Origin of the sequence: Parabacteroides sp. PH5-46 (genome assembly GCF_029892785.1) — a bacterium.
In the GTDB taxonomy this organism is placed as follows: Bacteria; Bacteroidota; Bacteroidia; order Bacteroidales; family Tannerellaceae; genus DFXE01.
The window spans coordinates 1-20,729 of the sequence record NZ_JARXXA010000016.1; the positions used below are offsets into that span (position 1 = coordinate 1).

Consider the following 20,729-nt stretch of genomic DNA (forward strand, 5'->3'; position numbering starts at 1 on the left):
AGATAAAGATACTAATTCTTGCAGATATAAACAAGAAATAATCAAACTAATATATTGTCAATCAAATAAATGAAATGCTTTTAAGGATAGACTATATAACATTACTGGCTACGACTGCTTACGGTCAGCTCCCCTCTGAGACAGTGAAGTTGCATTCCCTTCGGCAGGTGGAGGATTCCGTGCAATTAATCATGGATATTGACCTGACGGATTTGCGCCTTAATACAGAGCGCTCCCTGGAGCTGACTCCGGTATTGTCTTCTCCCAAAGGACGGGAAGTGAAGATGAAGAGTGTGTTGGTTAATGGACGGCACCGCCAGAAGGCTTTCGAAAGGGAGGTGGAACTTAATGGATGGCAGAAGCAGATCGCTTCGGCACACTATGCAGTGATTCCACTCAAAGGCAGCAACCGCAAGGTGGTTCGCTACCGCCAGACAGTGCCCTATGAGAACTGGATGCGTGAAGCACAGCTGGACGTACAGGCCGACCTCTGCGGATGCGGAGGTGAACCGGCAGAATGGGAAAGCCGTAAACTGGCCAACCGTATCATACTAGAAGGAGTAAAAGAATACAATCCATCCATCCATGCAGCCTATATACGCCCCGAAGCGGAACAGGTAAAGGCAAGAAGTGAGCAAAGCGATGTTTTCCTGGATTTCCCTGTCGCACGTACGGAAATCAACCCAAGTTTCGGCAACAATCCCCGTGAACTGGCCAAGATCGAACAGATCATCGGTAGCATACGATCAGACAAGAATCTGACGGTAACCAGCGTACTCATCACCGGCTACGCCTCACCCGAAGGAAGTGTACAGGGGAATAACCAACTATCCAGAGGACGTGCAGAGGCACTGAGGAACTACCTGTCCATGCGTGCCGGTATCCCTTCACACCTCTACCAGATCGGTTACGGGGGTGAAGACTGGGAAGGGCTGACGAGACTTGTACAGCAATCTTACATAGAACCGAAAGGCACCATCCTTTCGATCATCAACTATTACAATCCCGAAGAACGTAAGAACCGCCTCAAGGCACTCAACGGTGGAAGACCTTACCAGCAGATGCTGCACCAACTATACCCGCAGCTCCGCCGCGTAGTAGCAAGAATAGATTACAATGCCAGGAACTTCAATGTGGAAGAAGCCAAACAGGTAATCAAAACACAGCCCCGGCAGCTCAGCCTCAATGAAATGTTCCTCGTGGCCAACACCTATCCGGAAGGCAGCAAAGACTTCCTGGAAGTATTCGAAACAGCTGTAAAGCTCTATCCGGAAGATCCTGTAGCCAACCTCAATGCAGCCGCTTCGGCACTCAAAGCAGGTGATCAGGTACGCGCAGAGCGTTACTTGCAGAACGCAATACGCAACACGCAGAAAGGAAATGTGGTTCGGGGTACGGCAGAGTACTATAACAACATAGGGGTACTCGAAATGCTTCGTGGCAATACAGCCAAGGCAAAGAGCCTTTTCAAACGGGCATCAGAGAAAAACCTCGATGCAGCCCTGAAGAACCTCGACGAAATAAAGAGAAAAGAAGAAGCAGAGAAATTGCTTCGCAATTAATAATTCATAATTGATAATTCACAATTAAATAGACTTTTTTTATTAATTAAAAATTCAAGTGAAAATGAAAAAGACGTTTAAGTTTTTTATGACTGCCGTTACGGCAGTGGCACTCATGGCTTCTTGCTCTAGTGAGGAAGTTGCGCCCATTCCGGAAGGACCGGGAGGAGATAAAGGAGAGGTTGTAGAAGGAGAACCTACCTATGCTACATTCAGTTTCAATGTGCAGAACAATGTCAAGACAAAAGCATCTTCCATCACGGATGCTTCGGAAACGGATGCTATCAACGATATCCGTTTATTGATCTTCCGTACAGGAAACAGCAGCACATGTGAGGTGAATGAAGTATACAGCAACCCTTCGGCACCGGACACGGATAAGACAAAAACCGTGCTTCTTTCGTCGGGTACCAAGAAGGTATTTGTTATCGTTAATGCAGAAGGACTGGGTACTGCCAATCCTTTTGACAAGGCAAAGATCATTCCTAACACAACTACGCTTGCACAGTTCTACAAGGCTTCTGAAATAGACCTGGGAACAACTACTGCAGGAAAGGTTACAGCTGTGGATATCACGAAGCTTGTAGACACTTCCGCCGGATACATCATGAGTAACCCGGCAGATGCCAACAGCCAATATGTACTTGTGGGTGGTATCTCTGAAAGCGACTCACGCACCGCAGCACCGGGAACTGAGAACATGAACCACTTTAAGATTGAAGTGTTACGTACGGTAGCAAAAGCCAAAATATACTACAATGAAGACAAGACGTTGGAAACAACCGACGGCGTAGGTAAAATAACAGCTTCAAGCCTTAAATACGGCATCAAGAACATCAACCGTTCGGTAAACCTGTTCCAGTTATTCTCTGGTGACATGGTAGCTGCCGGTTCTACCCCCTGGGCTCCTTATTATACACAAACAGAAAGCTGGTCTGCTGCAGACAAAGAAGACTTGTCAAAATATGCACCTTTCTACCACCGCGAATACCTGATGAAGCATACAGTTACAAAGAAAGGTACGGCAGCAGACAATGCACCTTCTATCTACTTTACGGAGAATACAAGTCAGATACAGCGCAGGGGTAATTCTACCTATGCAGCTATCGAAGCTATTTTTGCTCCCAAAGCAGGTAAATATGTGCCGAAAGACGGTATCAAGTATAATGCTACCTCCGGGGTTGCTACAATAACACCTTCTACTGCAGATGTTGCCGCCAGCGGACAGACACTGTATATGCTGTTGGAAGCTAACGGTACCACCGGATTGGCTGACGGAATGTTGTTCGTTGATGTAAAAGATGCTAAACTGGCAGCTTACGCAGCACAGTATGACCATACAGGAACTGCTACATGGGATGGTACTTATGCTAATATTCCGGTCACCTTCAACCCGTTTGAAACAACCGGTTCAGGAAACACAGGCACACCGCTGTCTACAGTTAAGACCTATGCAGACGGTAAATGTTACTATCGCCTGAACTTCGGTATCGGTGATATGTTGACCAACAGCATGGACTATGGTGTATGGCGTAACTACCACTACCAGGCCAATATCACACAGTTCGGAGGCATCGGTGATAACCTGCCTGAAGAACTGGATATCGATCCTGAAATTCCATTGGGAGAACGTACACACGTAACAGCTACGATCATTGTGAAAGACTGGACGGACGGTAACTCCACAATTATCCTCTAACACAAACTGAAAGAAAGGAGAAGGCAGTCTTGGTTGCTGCCTTCCCCCTTCTCTCCTTTTGTACTTTAAAATAAACTGACAATATAATTGAAACAATAAAATGAAACCGATAAAATTAGTAAATAAATGGATTGCCGCCTTTTGCATGCTAAGCCTGATGGTAACACTACAGGGCTGTGTACAGGATGATTTATCGGATTGCGGTATAGGCGTGCAATTCCGGTATATTAAAAATGTAGAGGGAGTGGACAAGTTCGCGGCTGCCGTAGATAAAATAAGCCTCTTCGTTTTCGATGAAAAGGGCACTTATCTCGGGGAGTATTCCGACCAAGGAGACATCCTGACGGATAATTACATCATGAATATATCCCTGCGGGCGGGTATCTACCAACTCGTAGCCTGGGGAAACCTCTGCGACGACTATCTCCTGACACCTTTTACAATAGGGGTTACACAAATAGAAGAAGTATTGCTGTCCCTTAAAAATACAGAGTATACGGTGGAAAACCATCCTACACACCTGTTCTACGGGGGAATCAATACCATTGAAATTACGTCCGATTATACCGGACGCAAGCATGTCCTGATGGATATGATGAAGAATACCAACAGCATCCATGTAACAGCCTATGGCCTGCCACTGGAAATAACAAGCAAATCAGCTTCCCGCTCGGGAACAACTTTCGATTGCACCATCACCTCGCGCAACGGTGATTATAAATTTGACAATTCGATAACCGGTGAACGGTTAACTTATATACCCGGATACGGAACAGAAGGCCAGGTCCTTCTTTCAGAATTCGTAATCATGCGGGAACTCAATGACGGATCAACAGGATCACGCCTGATTGTAACACACCACAAAGGCAGTGGGGAAGAAGAATCCAAAAGCGGCGAAGCGGAAGAAACCGTGGAACTGCTAAACGTAAGCCTGACCGACTTGCTTGTCCCCGCCTCCATCACAGGCGACCTGGACATAGACGATGACTTCAACATCGAACTGATCTTTGATTATACCAACAGTACAGCCACCATCATAGTAAACGGCTGGGTGATTAACGAAACACCCGTAGTGGTTGGGTAATAACTGAATAATAGAGTAACTGAGTAACAGAAAGAAAGAAAAAATATGCGAAAAGAGAATATAAAATATAACAAACAAAAGACAGTAATTCAGTTATTGAGTTATGCAGTCATTCTGCTGTGTTTTGGCTGTACATCGGGGGAAATGCCCACGGATGAGAAGCCGGCAGAGGTTACTACACTGCAAATACCCATCACACGCTCGGGCACTGAAAACGAAGACCAGATAGGCAACTGCCGGATGATTATCTTCAGCAAAGCGGGAAGGGTATTATACAACCAGAAGCACAATGAGGCGGACGGTCTCACCTTTACGGCAGAAGTGCCTGTAGGTAAGATAGACCTCTACCTGGTAGCCAACGAACAGGCTGCCTGGAACCTGGATAATGTTAGCTCTCCGGGCGACTTGAAAGGCAAACAACTTGCCTTCAGCGCTTATCCCTTGGTAGATGCTACCCACCCGATCCCCATGTTCGGGAGTTATGAGAATATTAAAGCGGAACCCAATGATGCCACAGTACTCTCGTCGGCGGCTATCGAACGCCTCTACTCCAAGGTAACGCTCGATTTGAGTTGTGCCTTTGAAGATATAGCCGATACGGAAATCGTGCTGGAGCATGTGGCTGTCAACTCCATGCCTTCTTGGTCCAAGCTCTCGCCCGCATCATACAGCGGGACAGTTTTCAACGGGGCACAAATAGCGCCTGCCACGCTGGGCACAAACTATAACGCCACACAAAGCCGCGACAAGAAAGCAGGTTTCAGCGCCACCTATACCTTCTATGTACCCGAATACCTGGTAAGCAACAAAGCCGACAGGAGCTACCTGGCCATATCGGTGTACCAGAAAGACGATATAACCAACAAGAAAACATACAAAGTGATACTGGGCGACGGCATAGCGGACACACAGCCCGGACACAACGATAATACCTACATGGGTGGGGAATCGGCCACCCTGACAGATCTCAGGATCAGCCGCAACCGCCACTATACCTTTACGGCGTCGATAAAGAATTTTGATGCCTCCTCCGACGAAACGGATGTGAACGTGGAAGGGCAGGTTATAGACTGGGAAGACGGCGGAACAGTGGAAGTGCCGCTATGGTAAGCAATTAATAACAAAAACAGATAAACAGGATGAAAAAGTTTTTAATGTATATCACGTGGGCTGTCTTCGCCACTATGCTGTATACGGCCTGTACGGCAGAAGAGAGATCCATTACGCCGGAGAAGGGGAACGACACGGAAGAGGATGTTACCTTCTCACTGGAATTCCCCGGTGTGGGAGACGCCACAAAGGCGCTGACAGGAGATAACGAAAAAGCCGTGCAAGGCATAGCCGTACTGGCGTTTAATGCCGGAAAATACCATTACACATCGTATGCCACCGATATTACGACCGACCCGGGGGATAAAAGCCGGAAGACCTTCAAGGTGAAGCTGGTCAAGACCGCTTCCTGCGACCTGGTACTGGTGGCTAATGCACAGGACCTTATAACAACAAACTTTACAAAAGACACCCCAAAAGCCGATGTATTGTCCGCCTTGCAGGCTACAGCCGCTAAGTGGAATGCCACCCCCGGCAGTGCCGGATACAAACATATCCCTATGTGGGGTAAGAAAAGCGGGGTGGAAATAAAAGAAGGTACCACTTTTACCGGAGCCAATGCCATCAAGCTGGCGCGCATGCTGGCCAAAGTGAATGTAAGTATCGCAACAGCTGCCCAAAGTGACTTCGAGCTGACAAGCATACGGGTGTACAACTACAACAACAAAGGGCGTGTAGCACCTACTAAAGGATGGAGTGATGCCGACAATAAGATGACATCGCCCGATGTACCCGCAGAAGCTACCCTGACCAAAGGGCCGCTCCTATACGATGGGACTGATATAACAACCGCCAAGGTGAAATCAGAAGATGTGATCTACCTTTTCGAAGCGGTAAAGGGAACGGACAGCAAGCTGGGGAGCAACACCTGCCTGGTATTGGGCGGAACCTACGAGGGGGATACCTATTACTACCGGGTGGACTTCACCAAGAAAGAGAATGACAAATGGGTGTACCTGGACCTATTGCGCAACCATAAATACGTAGTATCCGTTACGGCAGTAAAAGGCCCCGGCTTCAAAGACCCCGGAGACGCCTTCAACTCACTGCCGGTTAATATAGAGGCAAACATCCTCGAATGGGACGAAGGAGGCATGGAAAACGTAGCCTTCGACGGACAGTTCTACCTCAGTGTAAGCCAGGATGAATACAATCTGTCAAAAGATGCCCGCTCATCTTTATTTGCGGATAATGTAATTTACGTTAAGACAGACTATCAATCGGGATCCGAATCGGGATGGAAAGTAGAGAAAATAGTAAATGCCGACAATGAAACACAGGCGGTTACATGGGTTTCGCTGGATCAAAATACAGGGGTGAAAGATGTGAAATCGGAACGCTACTTCAAAGTGGAAGAAAATACCAGTGGCAGCAGTAGGAAAGCAAAAATTATCTTTGCCGCCGGAAGACTCCGTTATCCGGTGTATGTAACACAGAGTATCTATTCAACTTTACAGCTCCACGTAACGGATAACCTGGGCAATCCTATCGAAGAAATGATCTTCTCGTCTTCCTTTAATGTACGTCCGGGGCAAAAGACATTCAAGGTAAACTGGATTCCGTCAAGCAGCCCGCTTACGGTATTTAAGCACCCGATGAGTTATTATCCTTTCCCCACTACTGCACCCGACATCACCCCCTCGCTGGGGAATATCGCGGCAGGAATTGGTACGGCAAACTACACCGTATGGCCACAAGCCATGACTGCTGAAAATGTAGAACTGGATCCTTTTTACGAAAAGAATATACGCCTGGAGTTTCAGGCAACCAACGGCTCGGAAACCGTTTCGAAAGAATTAATCCTAAGGCAGGTACACTACAACCGTACCCACAAGCCCAAAAAGTATTATTACCTGGATGGTAATACCTATTCCTTTGGGGTAAAGAGTAATACAGCCTGGGTGGTTGCTTCGTATTCCGACCCGCATGGCATACTGGATATGACGGCCTCTGAAATCACGTCGCAGAGCGGTGGATATAATGTTTCGTCGGGTACACCCTTCCGTTTCAAAATGAAAGCAGATACCGACGGTTCGTTGAGCGGAAAGTCTGCCATTATCACCTTTAAAGACCCTACAGGAAATATGGCGACAATGACTACAGCGACTATAACCGGTTTATCCTGCGGTGCAGCCGGTGGTGCGACCAAAATAACGATGGGGGCTTCCGGTAGGGAATACCTGATCCATGCCTATGGAGGTACCTGCTGGATGGTGGAAAACCTCGCAGAAGACCCTATTTTACCCGAGGAGATAATGCCTGATGCTGCTTACCATAAAACATATGACGGCCACGCAGAGGGTGAACGTGGCTATTATTACCAATGGGGAGCTGCTCTATATTCCTGTCCGGACGGTTGGAAACTACCTTCCAAAAAGAATCATGCTGATCTTTGGGCATTACTTCGTGACGATGAATCCACACCGGGCAGGGATTACTGGAATGTTAGTAAGACAGCTCGGGATCTGCACGGAGGATATTGGGTACGATCCACCGGATTTGAACGCTGGGGCGGGTCAGGTGGCTTCTGGCTTGATGAAGATAACATGTATTTCGAAGTAAATTCATTAGCTGTTAATCCGGCCGGATCTATACAATTCGGCGCGCCAAAAAACAATGCAACCGGAAACGGTGTTAGAAATGGACGAGAAACTGTACGCTGCATACTGATTGATGAAGAAGATTGAACCTAAATATCTATCATCATGGTTGCTGCTATTTGCGGGGATATTCCTATCCTGTCAGGGAAAGCAGCAGCCAGCCTATTCGCAGGCCTTCTTTCGAGATTCGCTGGATATGGGGGAATTGTATCAAACAAAATACTGGAATAAAGCGATTGAAACCTGGGTAAGTTCCTATACGACTACAGATAGCACTATCCCGGCAGTTATGACGTTGATAGACCGGACAGAGGCCGAATCGCCGGAGATGCTGCAACCACTGGTTCATTCGATTTGCAGAACATTGGAGGAGCGGGGGGATATAGAAGCAGCTACAGCGGTAGCCGCTTACCCCTATGGCATTGACCCGGAACACAGTCCGGAAATAGCCCGCAGGCTTTTGGTCTCCATCCTGCTTCCGGGTAAAAAAGCTCCGCCCCTTGAAGGCTTACAACAGGAAGAAAACAAAACAACTCTTTTGTTCTTCTACGAAAGCCGCTGCCGAAGCTGTATGCAGATGATAAGCGAATTAACAGGGCAGTATACTAAACTAAAGGATAAACAGATACGGATTGTAACGATTTCTGTTGATAAAGAGAAAAAAATATTTGAAGAAGTAGCTTCCGCTTTTCCCTGGCCTGATACCCTTTGTGACTATCAGGGATTCCATGGCAAAAATGCTATCAGTTATGGAGTTGCAGGCACCCCTGCAATCTATTTAATAGATAGCAAGGAAATAGTAAAGGGGAAATACGATACACTTCTGGAAATCTTTGAAGAACTGGATATAGAAAGTTGATATGAATACAAGCGGTTTCAGTTACCATGAGGTGGAGGAAGGGGGAATGTTCCGGCCGGAGGATGTGATGTACAACCACCTGCTCTTCCTCCTGGACGGAAGGATGCAGGTGAGTTGTAATAACTTCATACGAAAGGAAGTACAGGCAGATGAATGCGTGATGCTCCCCATAGGAGCGGATGCAAAATGCCGAGCCTTATCGGTATGCAGACTGGTGTGTTTCTCTTTCTACAACCTACCGGCAGACTACAATGGCGTCTATATGGCAGACCTCTGCCGGACAGTCGCAGGGATGGAATACACCTTCGAGGCCATCCCTCTGCGCGAACCGCTGCAGAAGTTCCTCGCACTGCTGTTGGGATACTTCAGCGAAGGGATAGACAGCCCGGAATTGCAGGAAGTAAAATACCAGGAGTTCTTCCTTATGCTACAAGTTTTTTACGAACAGCAGGAAGTGGCCAAACTGCTCTATCCGCTGGTAGGCAACGACCCATCCTTCCGCCTGGAGGTACTGCTCCATTGCCGGAAGGTAAACCGGGTAAAAGAACTGGCGGCTCTGCTGAATATGGAAAGCCGTGCCTTTGGGCGCCAGATGAAAGAAGAGTTCGGGCTATCACCCTATCAATGGCTATTAAAGCAGAAAGCCGGCCATATCTACTTCAGCCTGCGGGAAGAAAAAGAAAAGTCGCTGGAAGCCATCTGGCACGAACACGGCTTCCGCTACGCCGGACACTTCAGCCGCTTCTGCAAAGAACAGTTCAATGTTCCACCACTGAAAATCAGAAACGCCTTGTGGCGTGAAACATAAAAGAAATCTTATCTTTCTTAAATTAACGCCAAGTTAATTTAAGGTTAGTCTATGGAGAAGGGACGCCTGGGAAGGTATCCCTCTCATTTTTTATATGATCCGGACACGAAAAACAGATGAATGTCCGTTTTTAAAATCAAAACAATACTTAATTGTAAAAAACAGACCATCAGCGATTTATTTTTTACAATTAGGCAAAATCGTTTCAAAACATTGCTATTTATTTTAAATAATTAGCTATATTTGCACGATGAAAAACTCTAAAAATATGGTTAGTCTTAAAAGGGGATGCTTGGGAAAGTATCCTTTTTTTTATTTATCTTTAGAGCCCTCTCCTATAAAGCTATGCGTCTTATATTTGAACAATATGTTGAACGATGTCAGGCTGCCATAAGACCTGGTAATATATTGTTGTAAGGTAATTTTTTCTTCCTCACTGATATTACTGGTATTAATCTTCTGCTCCAAAACCCGCAATCTGTCACGAATCATGATTATTTTATTGAAAAATGTAGAGATAGGCATCTCGTAAGGTTTCAATTCCGGATTTGAAGGTTTCAAGATCAGTGTTCCCCCCGCCCACTTGTCGGCAATAGGCACTGTTTCCTGAATATCTGAAAAGGTTCTCAGTATCTTGATCAGGCTATATTCGATGGTTTCCAGGCTTACCAGATCGTCAGGCTGTACCAGAAGGTCTATTACCTCCAGTTCTTTATACGTGCGCGAAATTTCCCTGTTGCCATGCTCCATAAAGGTAATCAGATAGCTGGCAGACTTTACTTGAATGACTACACCCGGTCCGTATTCTTTGTGTTTAACACGCGAACCGATTCCTAAAACTTCATTTTCTTCCATAACATATTATTTTAAAATAACTTATTGTTTTTTATTTTCTATTTTTTCATAAACGGGCTGTTGTGTATCCGGGTCAATTCCATTTAGTTCGATATATTCCACCGTCAGGGAATTGCTCTTCTTTGCTTGTACATATAATGACTGAAGAATGGCCGGTTTATTGTTTATATCAACCATACAAACATAATGCGTGCCATCTTTACGGATCGTTATTTCTCTTGCCGAATAGGCGGTAAGGGTTATTTTACATGTTTCATCGTCTGAAGAGAGCAACTTATATCCATAAGCCATTTTTCGCTGAATCGTAGTTAAATTTTCCGTCTTACCCGGTTTGTCTTCCCTGTTTAGCCAGTAAATCGTTAAAGGGTTTCGAGTATCCAATTTTCCATCCTGCAGATTTACATCATAGCACACCAGATTTTTGTTCTTACTTCTGGCAATATGGAAAAGCCTCTTGTCAGGAGCAGATGCACCTTCCTCAGCAAACAAAACACAGGGGGAAACAATTAGACATAAAAGGGTAAGTAACAGTACGTTTTTACACATCATCAGTTTATTCATCATATAACATTCTTTTAAGTATACAACAACAAAGATAATGGATTAATCGTAAAAAAGATGAAGACCGCTAGATTCACATCTCACGGCCTCCTACACTAACCCTTAACTTTAACCAATGAAAAACAATAATCTACAACTTTATCATGTTAATGAAGCTAATGCCGCTTCGTAGTTTGGTTCTTCTGTAATTTCCGGAACAAGTTCCGAATATATAATTTTGCCTGCTTCGTCGATGATAAGTACACTACGGGCAAACAAGCCTTTAAGCGGACCATCAACAAGTAACAAGCCATAATTATCTTCAATCGTTGAATTGCGGAATGCGGAAAGAGGAATCACTTTATCAATACCCTCTGTAGTGCAAAACCGACTTTGAGCGAAAGGCAAATCTTTGGAGATAGCTAAAACTACCGTGTTGTGAAGAGAAGCTGCTTCTTTATTAAAGCGGCGAACGGAAGAAGCACATACTGCCGTATCCAAGCTGGGGAAAATATTCAGAATTACGCGCTTTCCTTTCAAAGAATCCAATGCCAATTCCGACAGATCATTCTTTACAGCTATAAAATCCGGAGCTATCGAACCAACTGCAGGAAGTACACCGTTGGTATGGACTTCAATCCCTTTAAAAGCAACTTTTGCCATATCGTTTTTTTCTTTTCTATTTTGATCTATATCAATAGTATCGTACCACAAATATAAATAACCTTTTATATATTAAACAACTTAAACCGACTATTGTTTTGCCACAAGGCCTTATTTAACCTTTTTTAATACCACTGCCTGCCGTATAAATATATCTTTGCGTAAAATAACAGACCGTTAAAATCAGATAAGACCGTTAGAATATGGAAACAATTATTGTTAGTGGAATTGTAGTAATAATTATAATACAATTGCTCATTTTTTTTATAAAAAGGAAACCCGATACAGAAACAGCAGACAAATTGCATAAAAGCATTTTAAGTTCTCTCGACCGGGTAGCCACCAACTCGAGGGAAGATGCCAGTCTGCAAAGACAGGAAACACGACAGATCTCTATTGACACGAAGAATGACCTAACGCGCTCCATGACTGATTTTCGTGAAACATTTGAACGCTACATTAATATAATGAATGATATGCAGCGTGAAAAATTTGAATCCCTGGATAAGAAGCAACAACACCTGATAGACAATACAGAAAAAAGACTGGAAGAAATAAGGGTAACGGTAGACGAAAAACTACAGAAAACATTAGACGACCGCCTGAGCCAGTCATTCCGCATGGTAAGCGAATACCTGGACAATGTACAGAAAGGATTGGGAGAAATGAATACGCTGGCACAAGACATAGGAAGCCTGAAGCGCATTCTGGGCAATGTAAAAACACGGGGGAATATGGGAGAACTGCAGCTTGGTATGATGCTTGAGCAAATACTTGCACCCGACCAGTACGAAGCGAATGTACGTACCAGCAAAAAAACAGATGCCGTTGTAGACTATGCTATCAAACTTCCGGGAAAAGACAACAAACTACAGTGTGTGTACCTGCCTATCGACGCCAAGTTCCCCAAAGAGGTTTACGAGCAGTTGCTACATGCTTACGACCTGGGCGATCCGCATACAATAGAGCTCTATGGGAAATTACTGGAGTCTACCATCAGAAAGATGGCAAAAGACATACACGATCAATGTATCGACCCTCCTTATACAACAGACTTTGGCATCATCTTCCTTCCCTTTGAAGGTATCTATGCCGAAGTGGTACGTCGTTCTCAATTACTGGAAGACCTTCAACGGAATTACAAAGTAATCGTTACAGGCCCCACAACCTTGGCCGCCATACTGAACAGCCTGCAGGTTGGTTTCCGCTCATTAACGATACAAAAGTATTCCAGTGAAGTATGGACTATACTGGGAGCTGTTAAGAAAGAATTTGAAAAAGTGGGCGGAATGCTGGAAAAAGCCCATCAGAACATCCGCATAGCCGGCGGGCAGATCGAAGAAGTACTGGGAACACGTACACGCGTTATCCAGCGCAAACTAAAAGACGTAGACACATTAAGTGACGAGGAAGCCCGCAGTATCCTCCCCGAAATAGGCCCATTGGAAACAGTAAAAGAAGAAGAGGATGTCTTGCAAAACACATAATTATGACAAAACAAATTATTGACATAAATACCTGGAAACGAAGAGAACATTATCAATTCTTTAAAGACTATCAGGAACCATTCTGGTCTATAACAGCCAATGTAGATTGCAGCAAAGCATACCAATATGCCAAAGAAAACAATTTGTCTTTTTTCCTCTATTACATGTATCGCTCACTCATGACGGTGAACAGTATAGAAGAATTCCGCTATCGCATAGAAGACAACAATGTAGTATGCTACAACAAAATACATGGCTCTACTACGGCTCTCAATGCTATAGACATGTTCGCTTTTGCCTTTTTACCATACGCTGATACGTTTGAAGACTTTTATGCGTATGCACAAAAGGAAATTGAAAAAATTAAGTCTATAAACAATATGAATATAGACGAAAACGGTAGTCGCCCTGATGTAATCCACTACTCTACTATCCCCTGGGTTTCGTTCACAGCACTTACTAACGAACGAAACTATGCCATTGCCGACAGTATCCCCAAAATAACCTTTGGCAAATACACTAAAGAAGGGAATAAAATGCTACTGCCTGTGGCACTGAATGTTCATCACGGCTTAATGGATGGTTTCCATGCGGGTCAATATTTTGAGCTGTTTCAGGAATTACTCAACAAAAACGAATAGAAATAAATGATATCATCTATTGATGCAAAGCTTCGGTCATTAGCTGAAAGCGATTATAAAGCTTTTAATGAAAAGCTTATCCCAACGAATTATGAAATACTTGGGATTCGTATGCCTATACTGAAAAAACTGGCGAAAGAGATAGTAGCAAGCCCGGATGTGGAAACCTATCTTGAAAATGCAGAATACACCACCTACGACCATATCCTACTCTACGGCTTGGTGCTGGGCAACCTGAAAAAGCCTTCATTGGAAACGATTTTCCATTACTTAGACCCACTAATCCTGAAATTCGACAATTGGGCACATGTAGACACCATTATATGTACACCCAAAATATTCGCAAAACACCCGGATGAAGTACTAGCCCACTTCCTGCCACTCAAAACCCATGAGGGAGAATTTACTAAGCGTACTTTTGTTATTATACTGATGGACTATTCCATAAACGAAACATACATTGACACAGCATTGAAGCATCTGACGGAAGTACCCCAGGGACAGTATTATGTAGATATGGCAATCGCATGGGCTATTAGCTTAGCTCTCGTCAAGTTTTACGATAAAACCATTCCCCTATTGGAACAACAAATTTTTTCAAAATTCGTACACAACAAAGCCATCCAAAAAGCCCGCGAAAGCTATCGCATAGCACCAGAAGTAAAGGAGTACCTGAATAGCTTGAAAGTGAAATAAACTAAGTAGATTTAATGTATTCTTTTCAGCGGCTCACCTAGGTGAGCCACTCAGTTCACAAAGGTGAGCCGCATCGCTCACGGAAGTGAACCGCAACGTTCACCCATGTGAACTGCATAAAATAATAGGTGCAAATTTCCATTAGCTTACCTTATTCCACCCTATTCCCATTCATATCTATAAAGAAAGTTTCGCCGTTTCGTTTCACTTTTGCCTTACCTTCTTTATTAAAATAACGGGCATCATCGTACATAAACGGTATAACGTCTTCTCCAGCTTGGTTTATAAAGCCATATTTACCCTCAATACATACAGCTGCCAATCCCGTTTTGGTAAATGAGTATGCGGGATCATATATGCACGGAATAACCTCTTTCCCTGTTTTATCTACATACCCCCACCAGCCATTTAGCTGGACCAATGCCAATCCTACAGAGAACAAATGAGCATAATCATATTTAAACGGTACAACCTCTTCTCCTGTTGCAGCATCTAAAAATCCCCATTTGCCATTATTTTCCGTTGGCACTAATTTTCGTGCATTGATATCGTCCATAGATATTCCCCCTCGACTAAACATTATATATTACAAGTTCTTTTGTGGCAAAAATAAGAAGTAATATTCACAAATCAACAAACTAGATGTTTGCAGGTGGTCCCAGAACTCCAATCATAAACAGTATTAAAAATGAAAACACCCAACTTTACATTTTTGGATGTAAAATTGGGTATTCATTTTTCAACTTACAGACATTCAGTCTTGTTTGCGAAGAGAGAGGGAACGTTTATTCCTATCTAACCGCTTGATATATAAGCTTTACTTATCCCTAAAATTAGACCCTCCCCGATTTGTGCTTTGAAAGGGTTCTGCGATTTGCACCGCATTTCATATATCTACAAAAGTAACGAATTCTTTCGGATTTACAAATTGTTATTTTTCATTTTCAACATCTTGATCCTCATCCCACATCCTTCTATAGGCACCTACATAATAAATAGTGGCTTCCGAATCTATGGAATAATAATACCTACATAATTTTTTGAATAGCAAAAGTATTCGCTCATCACAAGCACAGCTAAGTAGATCGTCCAGTAGCTTCTCTATTTTTTTTGAATCTGTACATTTAGTTTCTATATAATAATCAACCATAGGAGCATACTCTTGTTCAGCTAACCTATAAATTTTCTCCGATTCTTCTACAAGTTTTCGAATATCTTCATAAAATTCCTTTGTTATTTGTTTTTCATCCATTTATTATGATCATTTTTTGCGGATCAAATGTTAAGTGTTCATTATGTGAGACATAACCCAACTGATTAGACACACAACAGGCATTTCCTATCTGTTTGTCTATATTACGATGTGAATGTCCATAAATCCAATATTCTATTGGGCTGGATTCAATGTATTCTTTTAGCTCGACTGTAAATGCTCCGTTTATTTTGCTTCCTGCAAAATCAGGAGATGTTAACTGAAATGATGGGACGTGATGGGTTACAACAATAATATGTTTTGCTGTGCTTTTCGCTACTTCATTGCGAATGAAACGAAAACAGTTGTCGTGTTCGCGATTGAAATCGGCAAAAGTCAATATTTCTCCATTGAACAGAATGCGATGAAAATCAGTAACACCACGCTCTGTTAGATAGGCTTCCTCTAATGGTATTTTTGCCCACAATGTTGAAACAATTATGTCGGTATCCTCTATGCTGATAACATCGTTGTAGTAACACTTCACATTCTCTCGGATGGAATAAACCAACCCATGTGGCATCTTTGCCAAGTCGTAATACTTATACAACTCATGGTTTCCTACAGCGACAATCACTTGCTTGAAATTCTCCGAAGCCCAATCCCAAAACGGATGCTTGCTATAATTATCATCATTCAGGTATCCAATATCACCCGCAAGGATAAGAATATCACCTACCGGAATAAGTGGCGATTCCTTTAGAAACCTTGAATTATCATGAAATTCAAGATGTAAGTCGGATGCGTACTGTATTTTCATAATCCAAACACAGTCTTTAGTTGAGTGGAAAACTCATCAATGGTAATTTCTGCTCCAAGTCCTAATTCTTTGGATAACCCGGTGGTTCCCAAACCATCTTCTTTTATCATTTCAAGAAATGTCCTTAAATCATTCTTTATTACTTCCGGGATTTCATATCTGTCACTTCCAGTAAAGGTTGAGGTAATACGAAAAATATCGTTTTTGTGTTTTGTAATATCCTCTGACCTTACCGGCTCACCTCCTGCTTTACGCTTCGAGTTATTAATATATGCTATTGCCTTAAGTACAACAATAGCATCTTTATCCACGAAATTTAGATCATCTAAAACTACCGTATGAGATGTTGCATAGTGGTAATAGTCGTCATCCAAAAGGATCGCAGAAAGACTTGATAAATCTTCTCCGACAGGAATTGGAGTCAAATGCGAGCCTTCCGGCACTTTAATCAGATTCGGTACTCTTGAAAAGAGTTCAATTTGTAAAGGAAAACCTTCTGATTTAGGTCTAATAAACCGATAAAATTGTGTCTTTTCAGATATGGTTTGCCACAACTCGTATTCCCCGGCTCTAATAAACTCCCAGAATCGTTTAACAAATTCATCACTTAATGCTTCAACAATCAAGATTGCATCAATATCCTTTGTCGCTCGTGGTTTTAAGCCTTCATCTTCGATAAGTTCACTGCATGCAGTTCCGCCAATAATCACATAATTACCTACATACTCCTTGAAATACTCTCGAAATATATCTAATCCTCTTACCATTTTTCTTTGTTTATTAGTTCTTTTAATTCAGCTTCCACACGCTCATTTGAATCTTCCCGATAACACAGATATAAAGATAGAGGGTCTATATATCCATTATCATTTAATAAGCGAGGATTGTATTTCCATACTTCAACCTGCATATCTCCTTCCGTTTCATCTAAATACTCCCAAAAATCGCTTTTCCTCAACTCTTCAAATTTATTCTTATAGACGGCATACATTTCCTTTTTAGTATCTGTTAAAAAAGTGTAATGAGCTAAAGCCATATCTCCCGATTTACAAAAATCCTGACCCTCTTTTGCGTTTGTAAAATAGGACTTAATAATTGGCGATTGCATTTGAGGTTCTGCTATTTGCCATAACTGTTTCCTGTCAACCTCAAAAGCAATTCGTTTTTCTTTTGTTCCTGTGATTTTGCATAACTTTTTTGCTTTCAGTTCCGATACAATCTTTGTGATTGTTTTAGGCGAGTAGTTTAGTTTCTCTGCGATTTCTTTAAATGAGAATTCTTCTAAATGCTCCACTTGTAAATGATAGAGCAATAACATTTGAGCCGCAGGACTTAACAGCTCCGGAAACGAATAGGTTTGCGGCTTATTATCTTTCAGATAAATAAGTAAATCAGGCAGATATATTTGGTTTTCAGGTACTATAAAATTGAGCCGTTCTTTAACCATCCTATACCTCATTTGTGGACTTAGATTGTTCAACACAAAAACGACAGGCAATTCTGTATATTGATATATCGTTTTTACTTGCTTCTTTAGCTGACTTACAGTTTTAGGTGTTGTGTCAACATCTTCTGCAAGCAAAAGAGAATGGTCTTCCAATTCGAGTAAGCGATAATTATAGGTATGGCTCAAGTATAACGGAAGTTTCTTAATCAGCATGTCCGGCACTTTCTTTATAGTCCCAGATAAGCCAAGTATGTCTTGCAGATATTTTTGAACATTACTCATCACGATTACCTTAATTTATCATAATTACCCATGGCAGGTAATTGTTACAAATATAAGGTAATTATCTGAGGCAAACACAATAAAATACAATTATTTTCAATTTATTCCATTTAGGTGCAGTTTCATTCTATATTCCAGTTGTTAATGGTTGGTAGGAGAGACTTCTTTATGTCCAATTCAAACTTAGTAAGTGGATTAAGGCTTTGCTTTAGTTTGTTTGTACTTACTTGACTATTGATGTTTTCCAAAATAGCCCCCAGCAAAGCTTTCACTCGTGGCGGATATGATAAAGCATATTTTATCATTTCTGCAATCTGCTTATCGTTCAGTTCTTTGATTTTGTTACTTAAAATAACAATACTGTTGTCTGGCGAAGCATCTGGTATGCGTTTTATATCCTTGAGGGCATCAAGCAGTTCCAACAATTTGTAATTGGCATCTGTTACATCAACATAGCTTTTCACCGTATCAATTTTTAATGCACCTTTATTAACCGAAATACGCCTATCACGGCTAGCAATCTTAATTCGAAAAGCTACCTGTGTGGTTAACTTAAGTCTGTTATAAAGAGAATATCCGGTTTCGTATGCAACTCGCTTCCCATTCTCAAAAAGATAAGGACGCAACATCTCAGTATAATCCGGCTTTAGTTCTCCAAAAACAGTTTGTTTAGGCTTGTAAAAAACACCTTTGGACATCTTTTTTATCAAACCTTCTTTTTGCAGACGTTCCAATGCCTTTGCAGCTGTAACATAATCTTCTTTAACAATGAGTAAATCAGAGTAACCAAAGGTTTTACCCTCTGGGAATTTATTTATCCTTGTTCGTATTTCACTTGCTAATGACATGCTACAAAGATACAAATATTTTCACAATGTCAAGTTTATCGCACTATAAACTTGACATTTCTGCTGCGGAAAATTACATATAAATAGATAGGCGCTCCATAGATACTGTCAATTTCAGACAAATCGCAACCTATATTTAAATGGTTGGAATAGGTTTGCGATTTGAAAACGATCAAAACTTGCTGTTTTACATCACGTTACTTTCTGCACATATCCAAAGAACTACACACGAATATAAAGATAAGAAAGAATCTACAATTACAAATAAAGCTCAATTTTATTTATTATTTTTTGAATCTCTTCAAATAGAACGTCATTATTAGCATTCCCGGTAGTGTTTATCAAATCATGTTGTTTTTGTACTAGTTGTTCTTTTGAAGGAGTCTCACAGTGTTTTCTCTTTATCTTTGATTTGAAAAATTTGAAAATATTTATTTTGTATAACGCAGAATTCATATTTAGTACTTTATAGATCATATTAGCGAATTAAATATCATTATCACTAGAACAAAACTCTATTGATAATTTTATTACTTGTTTAACGTCTTCAATAGAAAACATTTCTATTGGAGAATGCATATATCTTACCGGATATGAGATTAGAGCTGTTCGAATTCCATTTTTTACTATTTGTAATACTCTAGCCTCTGTTGTTGTACCGTTAGGGTGTCCCTCCATTTGGTAACTAATCCCGTTAAGATTAGCAATGGTACATAATTTTTCAAGTATTAGCTTATCTATATCAGGACTTATGCAAAGAGTAGGTCCTTTACCTAAGCTAATATCTCCATGTTTCGAAGGAGTTGATAGTGGATAATCGGTAGCATGCGTAGCATCAATAACGAGAGCAATATCAGGTTCGATTTGAGATGCGACTACAGTAACCCCTCTAAGGCCAATTTCTTCTTGAACAGTTGATACAAAATAGATATCATAAGGTGATGAGTTTACATTTTTCATTATTTCAAGTAAAATCAAACCACCTATTTTATTATCGGCCGAATGAGTAATAAATTTATTATCAAAGACATGGTTAAGGCTTGATGAATATGTCATTATATCCCCAATAGATATAGATTTTAATGCATCTTCTTTTGATGCAAATCCTAAATCTAGCCAAATAGAGTCTGTTTCAATACATTTTTTTTCATTCTCATTTAACAAATGAATAGGTTTTCTCCCAACAACAGCTACGTATTTTTCTTTATTATGATGCAGGATAAGTTGTAATCCGGGTAATAATGACAAGTTAACACCGCCAATTGGAACTATATATACCATTCCCATGTTGTCAATATATTTAACCATAAACCCAACTTCATCCATATGTGCTGATATCATTAGTTTGAGTCCATTTCCGGAGCAGCTTTTCTTTAGCGCAATAATGTTTCCCAGCGTATCTGTTGTTATCGAATCGACATATTTCATAGCATAAGAAGCGAAAATCTCCTGTCCTTTCTTTTCAAAACCCGAAGGTGTTGGAGTTTCTATAATTGCATCCAAGTAACTATCGGTCTCTTCATTGAATAATGTCAT

20 protein-coding genes are annotated in these 20,729 nt (G+C 41.8%); 10 read left to right on the forward strand and 10 right to left on the reverse strand.

The features are described 5' to 3' along the window. Nucleotides 1–74 precede the first annotated feature (74 nt). The 7 genes from M2470_RS14725 to M2470_RS14755 all read left to right on the forward strand — a co-directional run bounded on the left by M2470_RS14725 (nt 75) and on the right by M2470_RS14755 (nt 9,722). Nucleotides 75–1,562, forward strand: coding sequence for a DUF3868 domain-containing protein (locus M2470_RS14725; RefSeq protein ID WP_280745864.1), 1,488 nt, complete (start codon nt 75–77; stop codon nt 1,560–1,562). Nucleotides 1,563–1,626: 64 nt separating this feature from the next. Next, a complete protein-coding gene (locus tag M2470_RS14730) occupies nt 1,627–3,261 on the forward strand; it encodes an Mfa1 family fimbria major subunit (RefSeq protein ID WP_280745863.1) in 1,635 nt (544 codons plus the stop codon). A 100-nt stretch (nt 3,262–3,361) separates the two neighbouring features. Next, complete coding sequence (locus tag M2470_RS14735) at nt 3,362–4,345, forward strand: FimB/Mfa2 family fimbrial subunit (protein WP_280745861.1); 984 nt, start codon at nt 3,362–3,364, stop codon at nt 4,343–4,345. A gap of 45 nt (nt 4,346–4,390) precedes the next feature. Beyond that, entirely contained in the window at nt 4,391–5,455 is a 1,065-nt protein-coding gene (locus M2470_RS14740) for a hypothetical protein (RefSeq protein ID WP_280745860.1), read from the forward strand. A 29-nt stretch (nt 5,456–5,484) separates the two neighbouring features. Next, on the forward strand, nt 5,485–8,142 hold the full coding sequence (locus M2470_RS14745; RefSeq protein ID WP_280745859.1) for an FISUMP domain-containing protein: 2,658 nt from the start codon (nt 5,485–5,487) through the stop codon (nt 8,140–8,142). Then, nucleotides 8,129–8,914: a thioredoxin family protein gene (locus M2470_RS14750; protein ID WP_280745858.1), complete on the forward strand. Its 786-nt coding sequence runs from the start codon at nt 8,129–8,131 to the stop codon at nt 8,912–8,914. Before M2470_RS14745 ends, M2470_RS14750 begins: the two co-directional genes overlap by 14 nt. Nucleotide 8,915: 1 nt before the next feature. Further along, on the forward strand, nt 8,916–9,722 hold the full coding sequence (locus M2470_RS14755; protein ID WP_280745857.1) for a helix-turn-helix domain-containing protein: 807 nt from the start codon (nt 8,916–8,918) through the stop codon (nt 9,720–9,722). 312 nt (nt 9,723–10,034) lie between these two features. Here M2470_RS14755 and M2470_RS14760 read toward each other — a convergent pair whose 3' ends face one another. The 3 genes from M2470_RS14760 to tpx form a co-directional block, all read right to left on the reverse strand. Further along, entirely contained in the window at nt 10,035–10,577 is a 543-nt protein-coding gene (locus M2470_RS14760; RefSeq protein WP_280745856.1) for a hypothetical protein, read from the reverse strand. Nucleotides 10,578–10,598: 21 nt separating this feature from the next. Beyond that, the gene (locus M2470_RS14765) at nt 10,599–11,141 is read right to left on the reverse strand and encodes a DUF4833 domain-containing protein (protein WP_280745855.1); all 543 of its coding nucleotides are present in this window, start codon (nt 11,139–11,141) and stop codon (nt 10,599–10,601) included. A 138-nt stretch (nt 11,142–11,279) separates the two neighbouring features. Then, complete coding sequence (tpx, locus tag M2470_RS14770) at nt 11,280–11,780, reverse strand: thiol peroxidase (RefSeq protein WP_280745854.1); 501 nt, start codon at nt 11,778–11,780, stop codon at nt 11,280–11,282. A 203-nt stretch (nt 11,781–11,983) separates the two neighbouring features. On the opposite strand from tpx, the gene rmuC reads away from it, so the two are divergent. Genes rmuC through M2470_RS14785 form a run of 3 tightly spaced genes read left to right on the forward strand, consistent with a single transcriptional unit; the run spans nt 11,984 to nt 14,604 of the window. Beyond that, the gene (gene rmuC / locus M2470_RS14775; RefSeq protein ID WP_280745853.1) at nt 11,984–13,267 is read left to right on the forward strand and encodes a DNA recombination protein RmuC; all 1,284 of its coding nucleotides are present in this window, start codon (nt 11,984–11,986) and stop codon (nt 13,265–13,267) included. Nucleotides 13,268–13,269: 2 nt separating this feature from the next. Continuing rightward, nucleotides 13,270–13,908, forward strand: a complete 639-nt coding sequence (locus tag M2470_RS14780; protein WP_280745852.1) for a chloramphenicol acetyltransferase — start codon at nt 13,270–13,272, stop codon at nt 13,906–13,908. Between the two features lie 6 nt (nt 13,909–13,914). Further along, nucleotides 13,915–14,604, forward strand: a complete 690-nt coding sequence (locus tag M2470_RS14785) for a DNA alkylation repair protein (RefSeq protein ID WP_280745851.1) — start codon at nt 13,915–13,917, stop codon at nt 14,602–14,604. Between the two features lie 151 nt (nt 14,605–14,755). Here M2470_RS14785 and M2470_RS14790 read toward each other — a convergent pair whose 3' ends face one another. The 7 genes from M2470_RS14790 to M2470_RS14820 all read right to left on the reverse strand — a co-directional run bounded on the left by M2470_RS14790 (nt 14,756) and on the right by M2470_RS14820 (nt 20,729). Then, nucleotides 14,756–15,160, reverse strand: coding sequence for a WG repeat-containing protein (locus tag M2470_RS14790; RefSeq protein ID WP_280745850.1), 405 nt, complete (start codon nt 15,158–15,160; stop codon nt 14,756–14,758). 375 nt (nt 15,161–15,535) lie between these two features. Further along, entirely contained in the window at nt 15,536–15,856 is a 321-nt protein-coding gene (locus M2470_RS14795; protein WP_280745849.1) for a hypothetical protein, read from the reverse strand. Next, a complete protein-coding gene (locus M2470_RS14800; RefSeq protein ID WP_280745848.1) occupies nt 15,849–16,616 on the reverse strand; it encodes a metallophosphoesterase in 768 nt (255 codons plus the stop codon). Before M2470_RS14800 ends, M2470_RS14795 begins: the two co-directional genes overlap by 8 nt. After that, complete coding sequence (locus M2470_RS14805) at nt 16,613–17,383, reverse strand: hypothetical protein (RefSeq protein WP_280745847.1); 771 nt, start codon at nt 17,381–17,383, stop codon at nt 16,613–16,615. The genes M2470_RS14800 and M2470_RS14805 overlap by 4 nt, the downstream gene beginning before the upstream one ends. Then, entirely contained in the window at nt 17,377–18,345 is a 969-nt protein-coding gene (locus tag M2470_RS14810) for a hypothetical protein (RefSeq protein WP_280745846.1), read from the reverse strand. Before M2470_RS14810 ends, M2470_RS14805 begins: the two co-directional genes overlap by 7 nt. 122 nt (nt 18,346–18,467) lie before the next feature. Continuing rightward, complete coding sequence (locus M2470_RS14815; protein WP_280745845.1) at nt 18,468–19,193, reverse strand: DUF6088 family protein; 726 nt, start codon at nt 19,191–19,193, stop codon at nt 18,468–18,470. A gap of 486 nt (nt 19,194–19,679) precedes the next feature. After that, the gene (locus M2470_RS14820) at nt 19,680–20,729 is read right to left on the reverse strand and encodes a hypothetical protein (RefSeq protein WP_280745844.1); all 1,050 of its coding nucleotides are present in this window, start codon (nt 20,727–20,729) and stop codon (nt 19,680–19,682) included.

Coding starts and splice junctions, on each gene's coding strand:
- M2470_RS14725 (WP_280745864.1), top strand. CDS start 75: ATGCTTTTAAGGATAGACTATATAACATTACTGGCTACGACTGCTTAC.
- M2470_RS14730 (WP_280745863.1), top strand. CDS start 1,627: ATGAAAAAGACGTTTAAGTTTTTTATGACTGCCGTTACGGCAGTGGCA.
- M2470_RS14735 (WP_280745861.1), top strand. CDS start 3,362: ATGAAACCGATAAAATTAGTAAATAAATGGATTGCCGCCTTTTGCATG.
- M2470_RS14740 (WP_280745860.1), top strand. CDS start 4,391: ATGCGAAAAGAGAATATAAAATATAACAAACAAAAGACAGTAATTCAG.
- M2470_RS14745 (WP_280745859.1), top strand. CDS start 5,485: ATGAAAAAGTTTTTAATGTATATCACGTGGGCTGTCTTCGCCACTATG.
- M2470_RS14750 (WP_280745858.1), top strand. CDS start 8,129: ATGAAGAAGATTGAACCTAAATATCTATCATCATGGTTGCTGCTATTT.
- M2470_RS14755 (WP_280745857.1), top strand. CDS start 8,916: ATGAATACAAGCGGTTTCAGTTACCATGAGGTGGAGGAAGGGGGAATG.
- M2470_RS14760 (WP_280745856.1), bottom strand. CDS start 10,577: ATGGAAGAAAATGAAGTTTTAGGAATCGGTTCGCGTGTTAAACACAAA.
- M2470_RS14765 (WP_280745855.1), bottom strand. CDS start 11,141: ATGATGAATAAACTGATGATGTGTAAAAACGTACTGTTACTTACCCTT.
- tpx (WP_280745854.1), bottom strand. CDS start 11,780: ATGGCAAAAGTTGCTTTTAAAGGGATTGAAGTCCATACCAACGGTGTA.
- rmuC (WP_280745853.1), top strand. CDS start 11,984: ATGGAAACAATTATTGTTAGTGGAATTGTAGTAATAATTATAATACAA.
- M2470_RS14780 (WP_280745852.1), top strand. CDS start 13,270: ATGACAAAACAAATTATTGACATAAATACCTGGAAACGAAGAGAACAT.
- M2470_RS14785 (WP_280745851.1), top strand. CDS start 13,915: ATGATATCATCTATTGATGCAAAGCTTCGGTCATTAGCTGAAAGCGAT.
- M2470_RS14790 (WP_280745850.1), bottom strand. CDS start 15,160: ATGGACGATATCAATGCACGAAAATTAGTGCCAACGGAAAATAATGGC.
- M2470_RS14795 (WP_280745849.1), bottom strand. CDS start 15,856: ATGGATGAAAAACAAATAACAAAGGAATTTTATGAAGATATTCGAAAA.
- M2470_RS14800 (WP_280745848.1), bottom strand. CDS start 16,616: ATGAAAATACAGTACGCATCCGACTTACATCTTGAATTTCATGATAAT.
- M2470_RS14805 (WP_280745847.1), bottom strand. CDS start 17,383: ATGGTAAGAGGATTAGATATATTTCGAGAGTATTTCAAGGAGTATGTA.
- M2470_RS14810 (WP_280745846.1), bottom strand. CDS start 18,345: ATGAGTAATGTTCAAAAATATCTGCAAGACATACTTGGCTTATCTGGG.
- M2470_RS14815 (WP_280745845.1), bottom strand. CDS start 19,193: ATGTCATTAGCAAGTGAAATACGAACAAGGATAAATAAATTCCCAGAG.
- M2470_RS14820 (WP_280745844.1), bottom strand. CDS start 20,729: ATGACATTATTCAATGAAGAGACCGATAGTTACTTGGATGCAATTATA.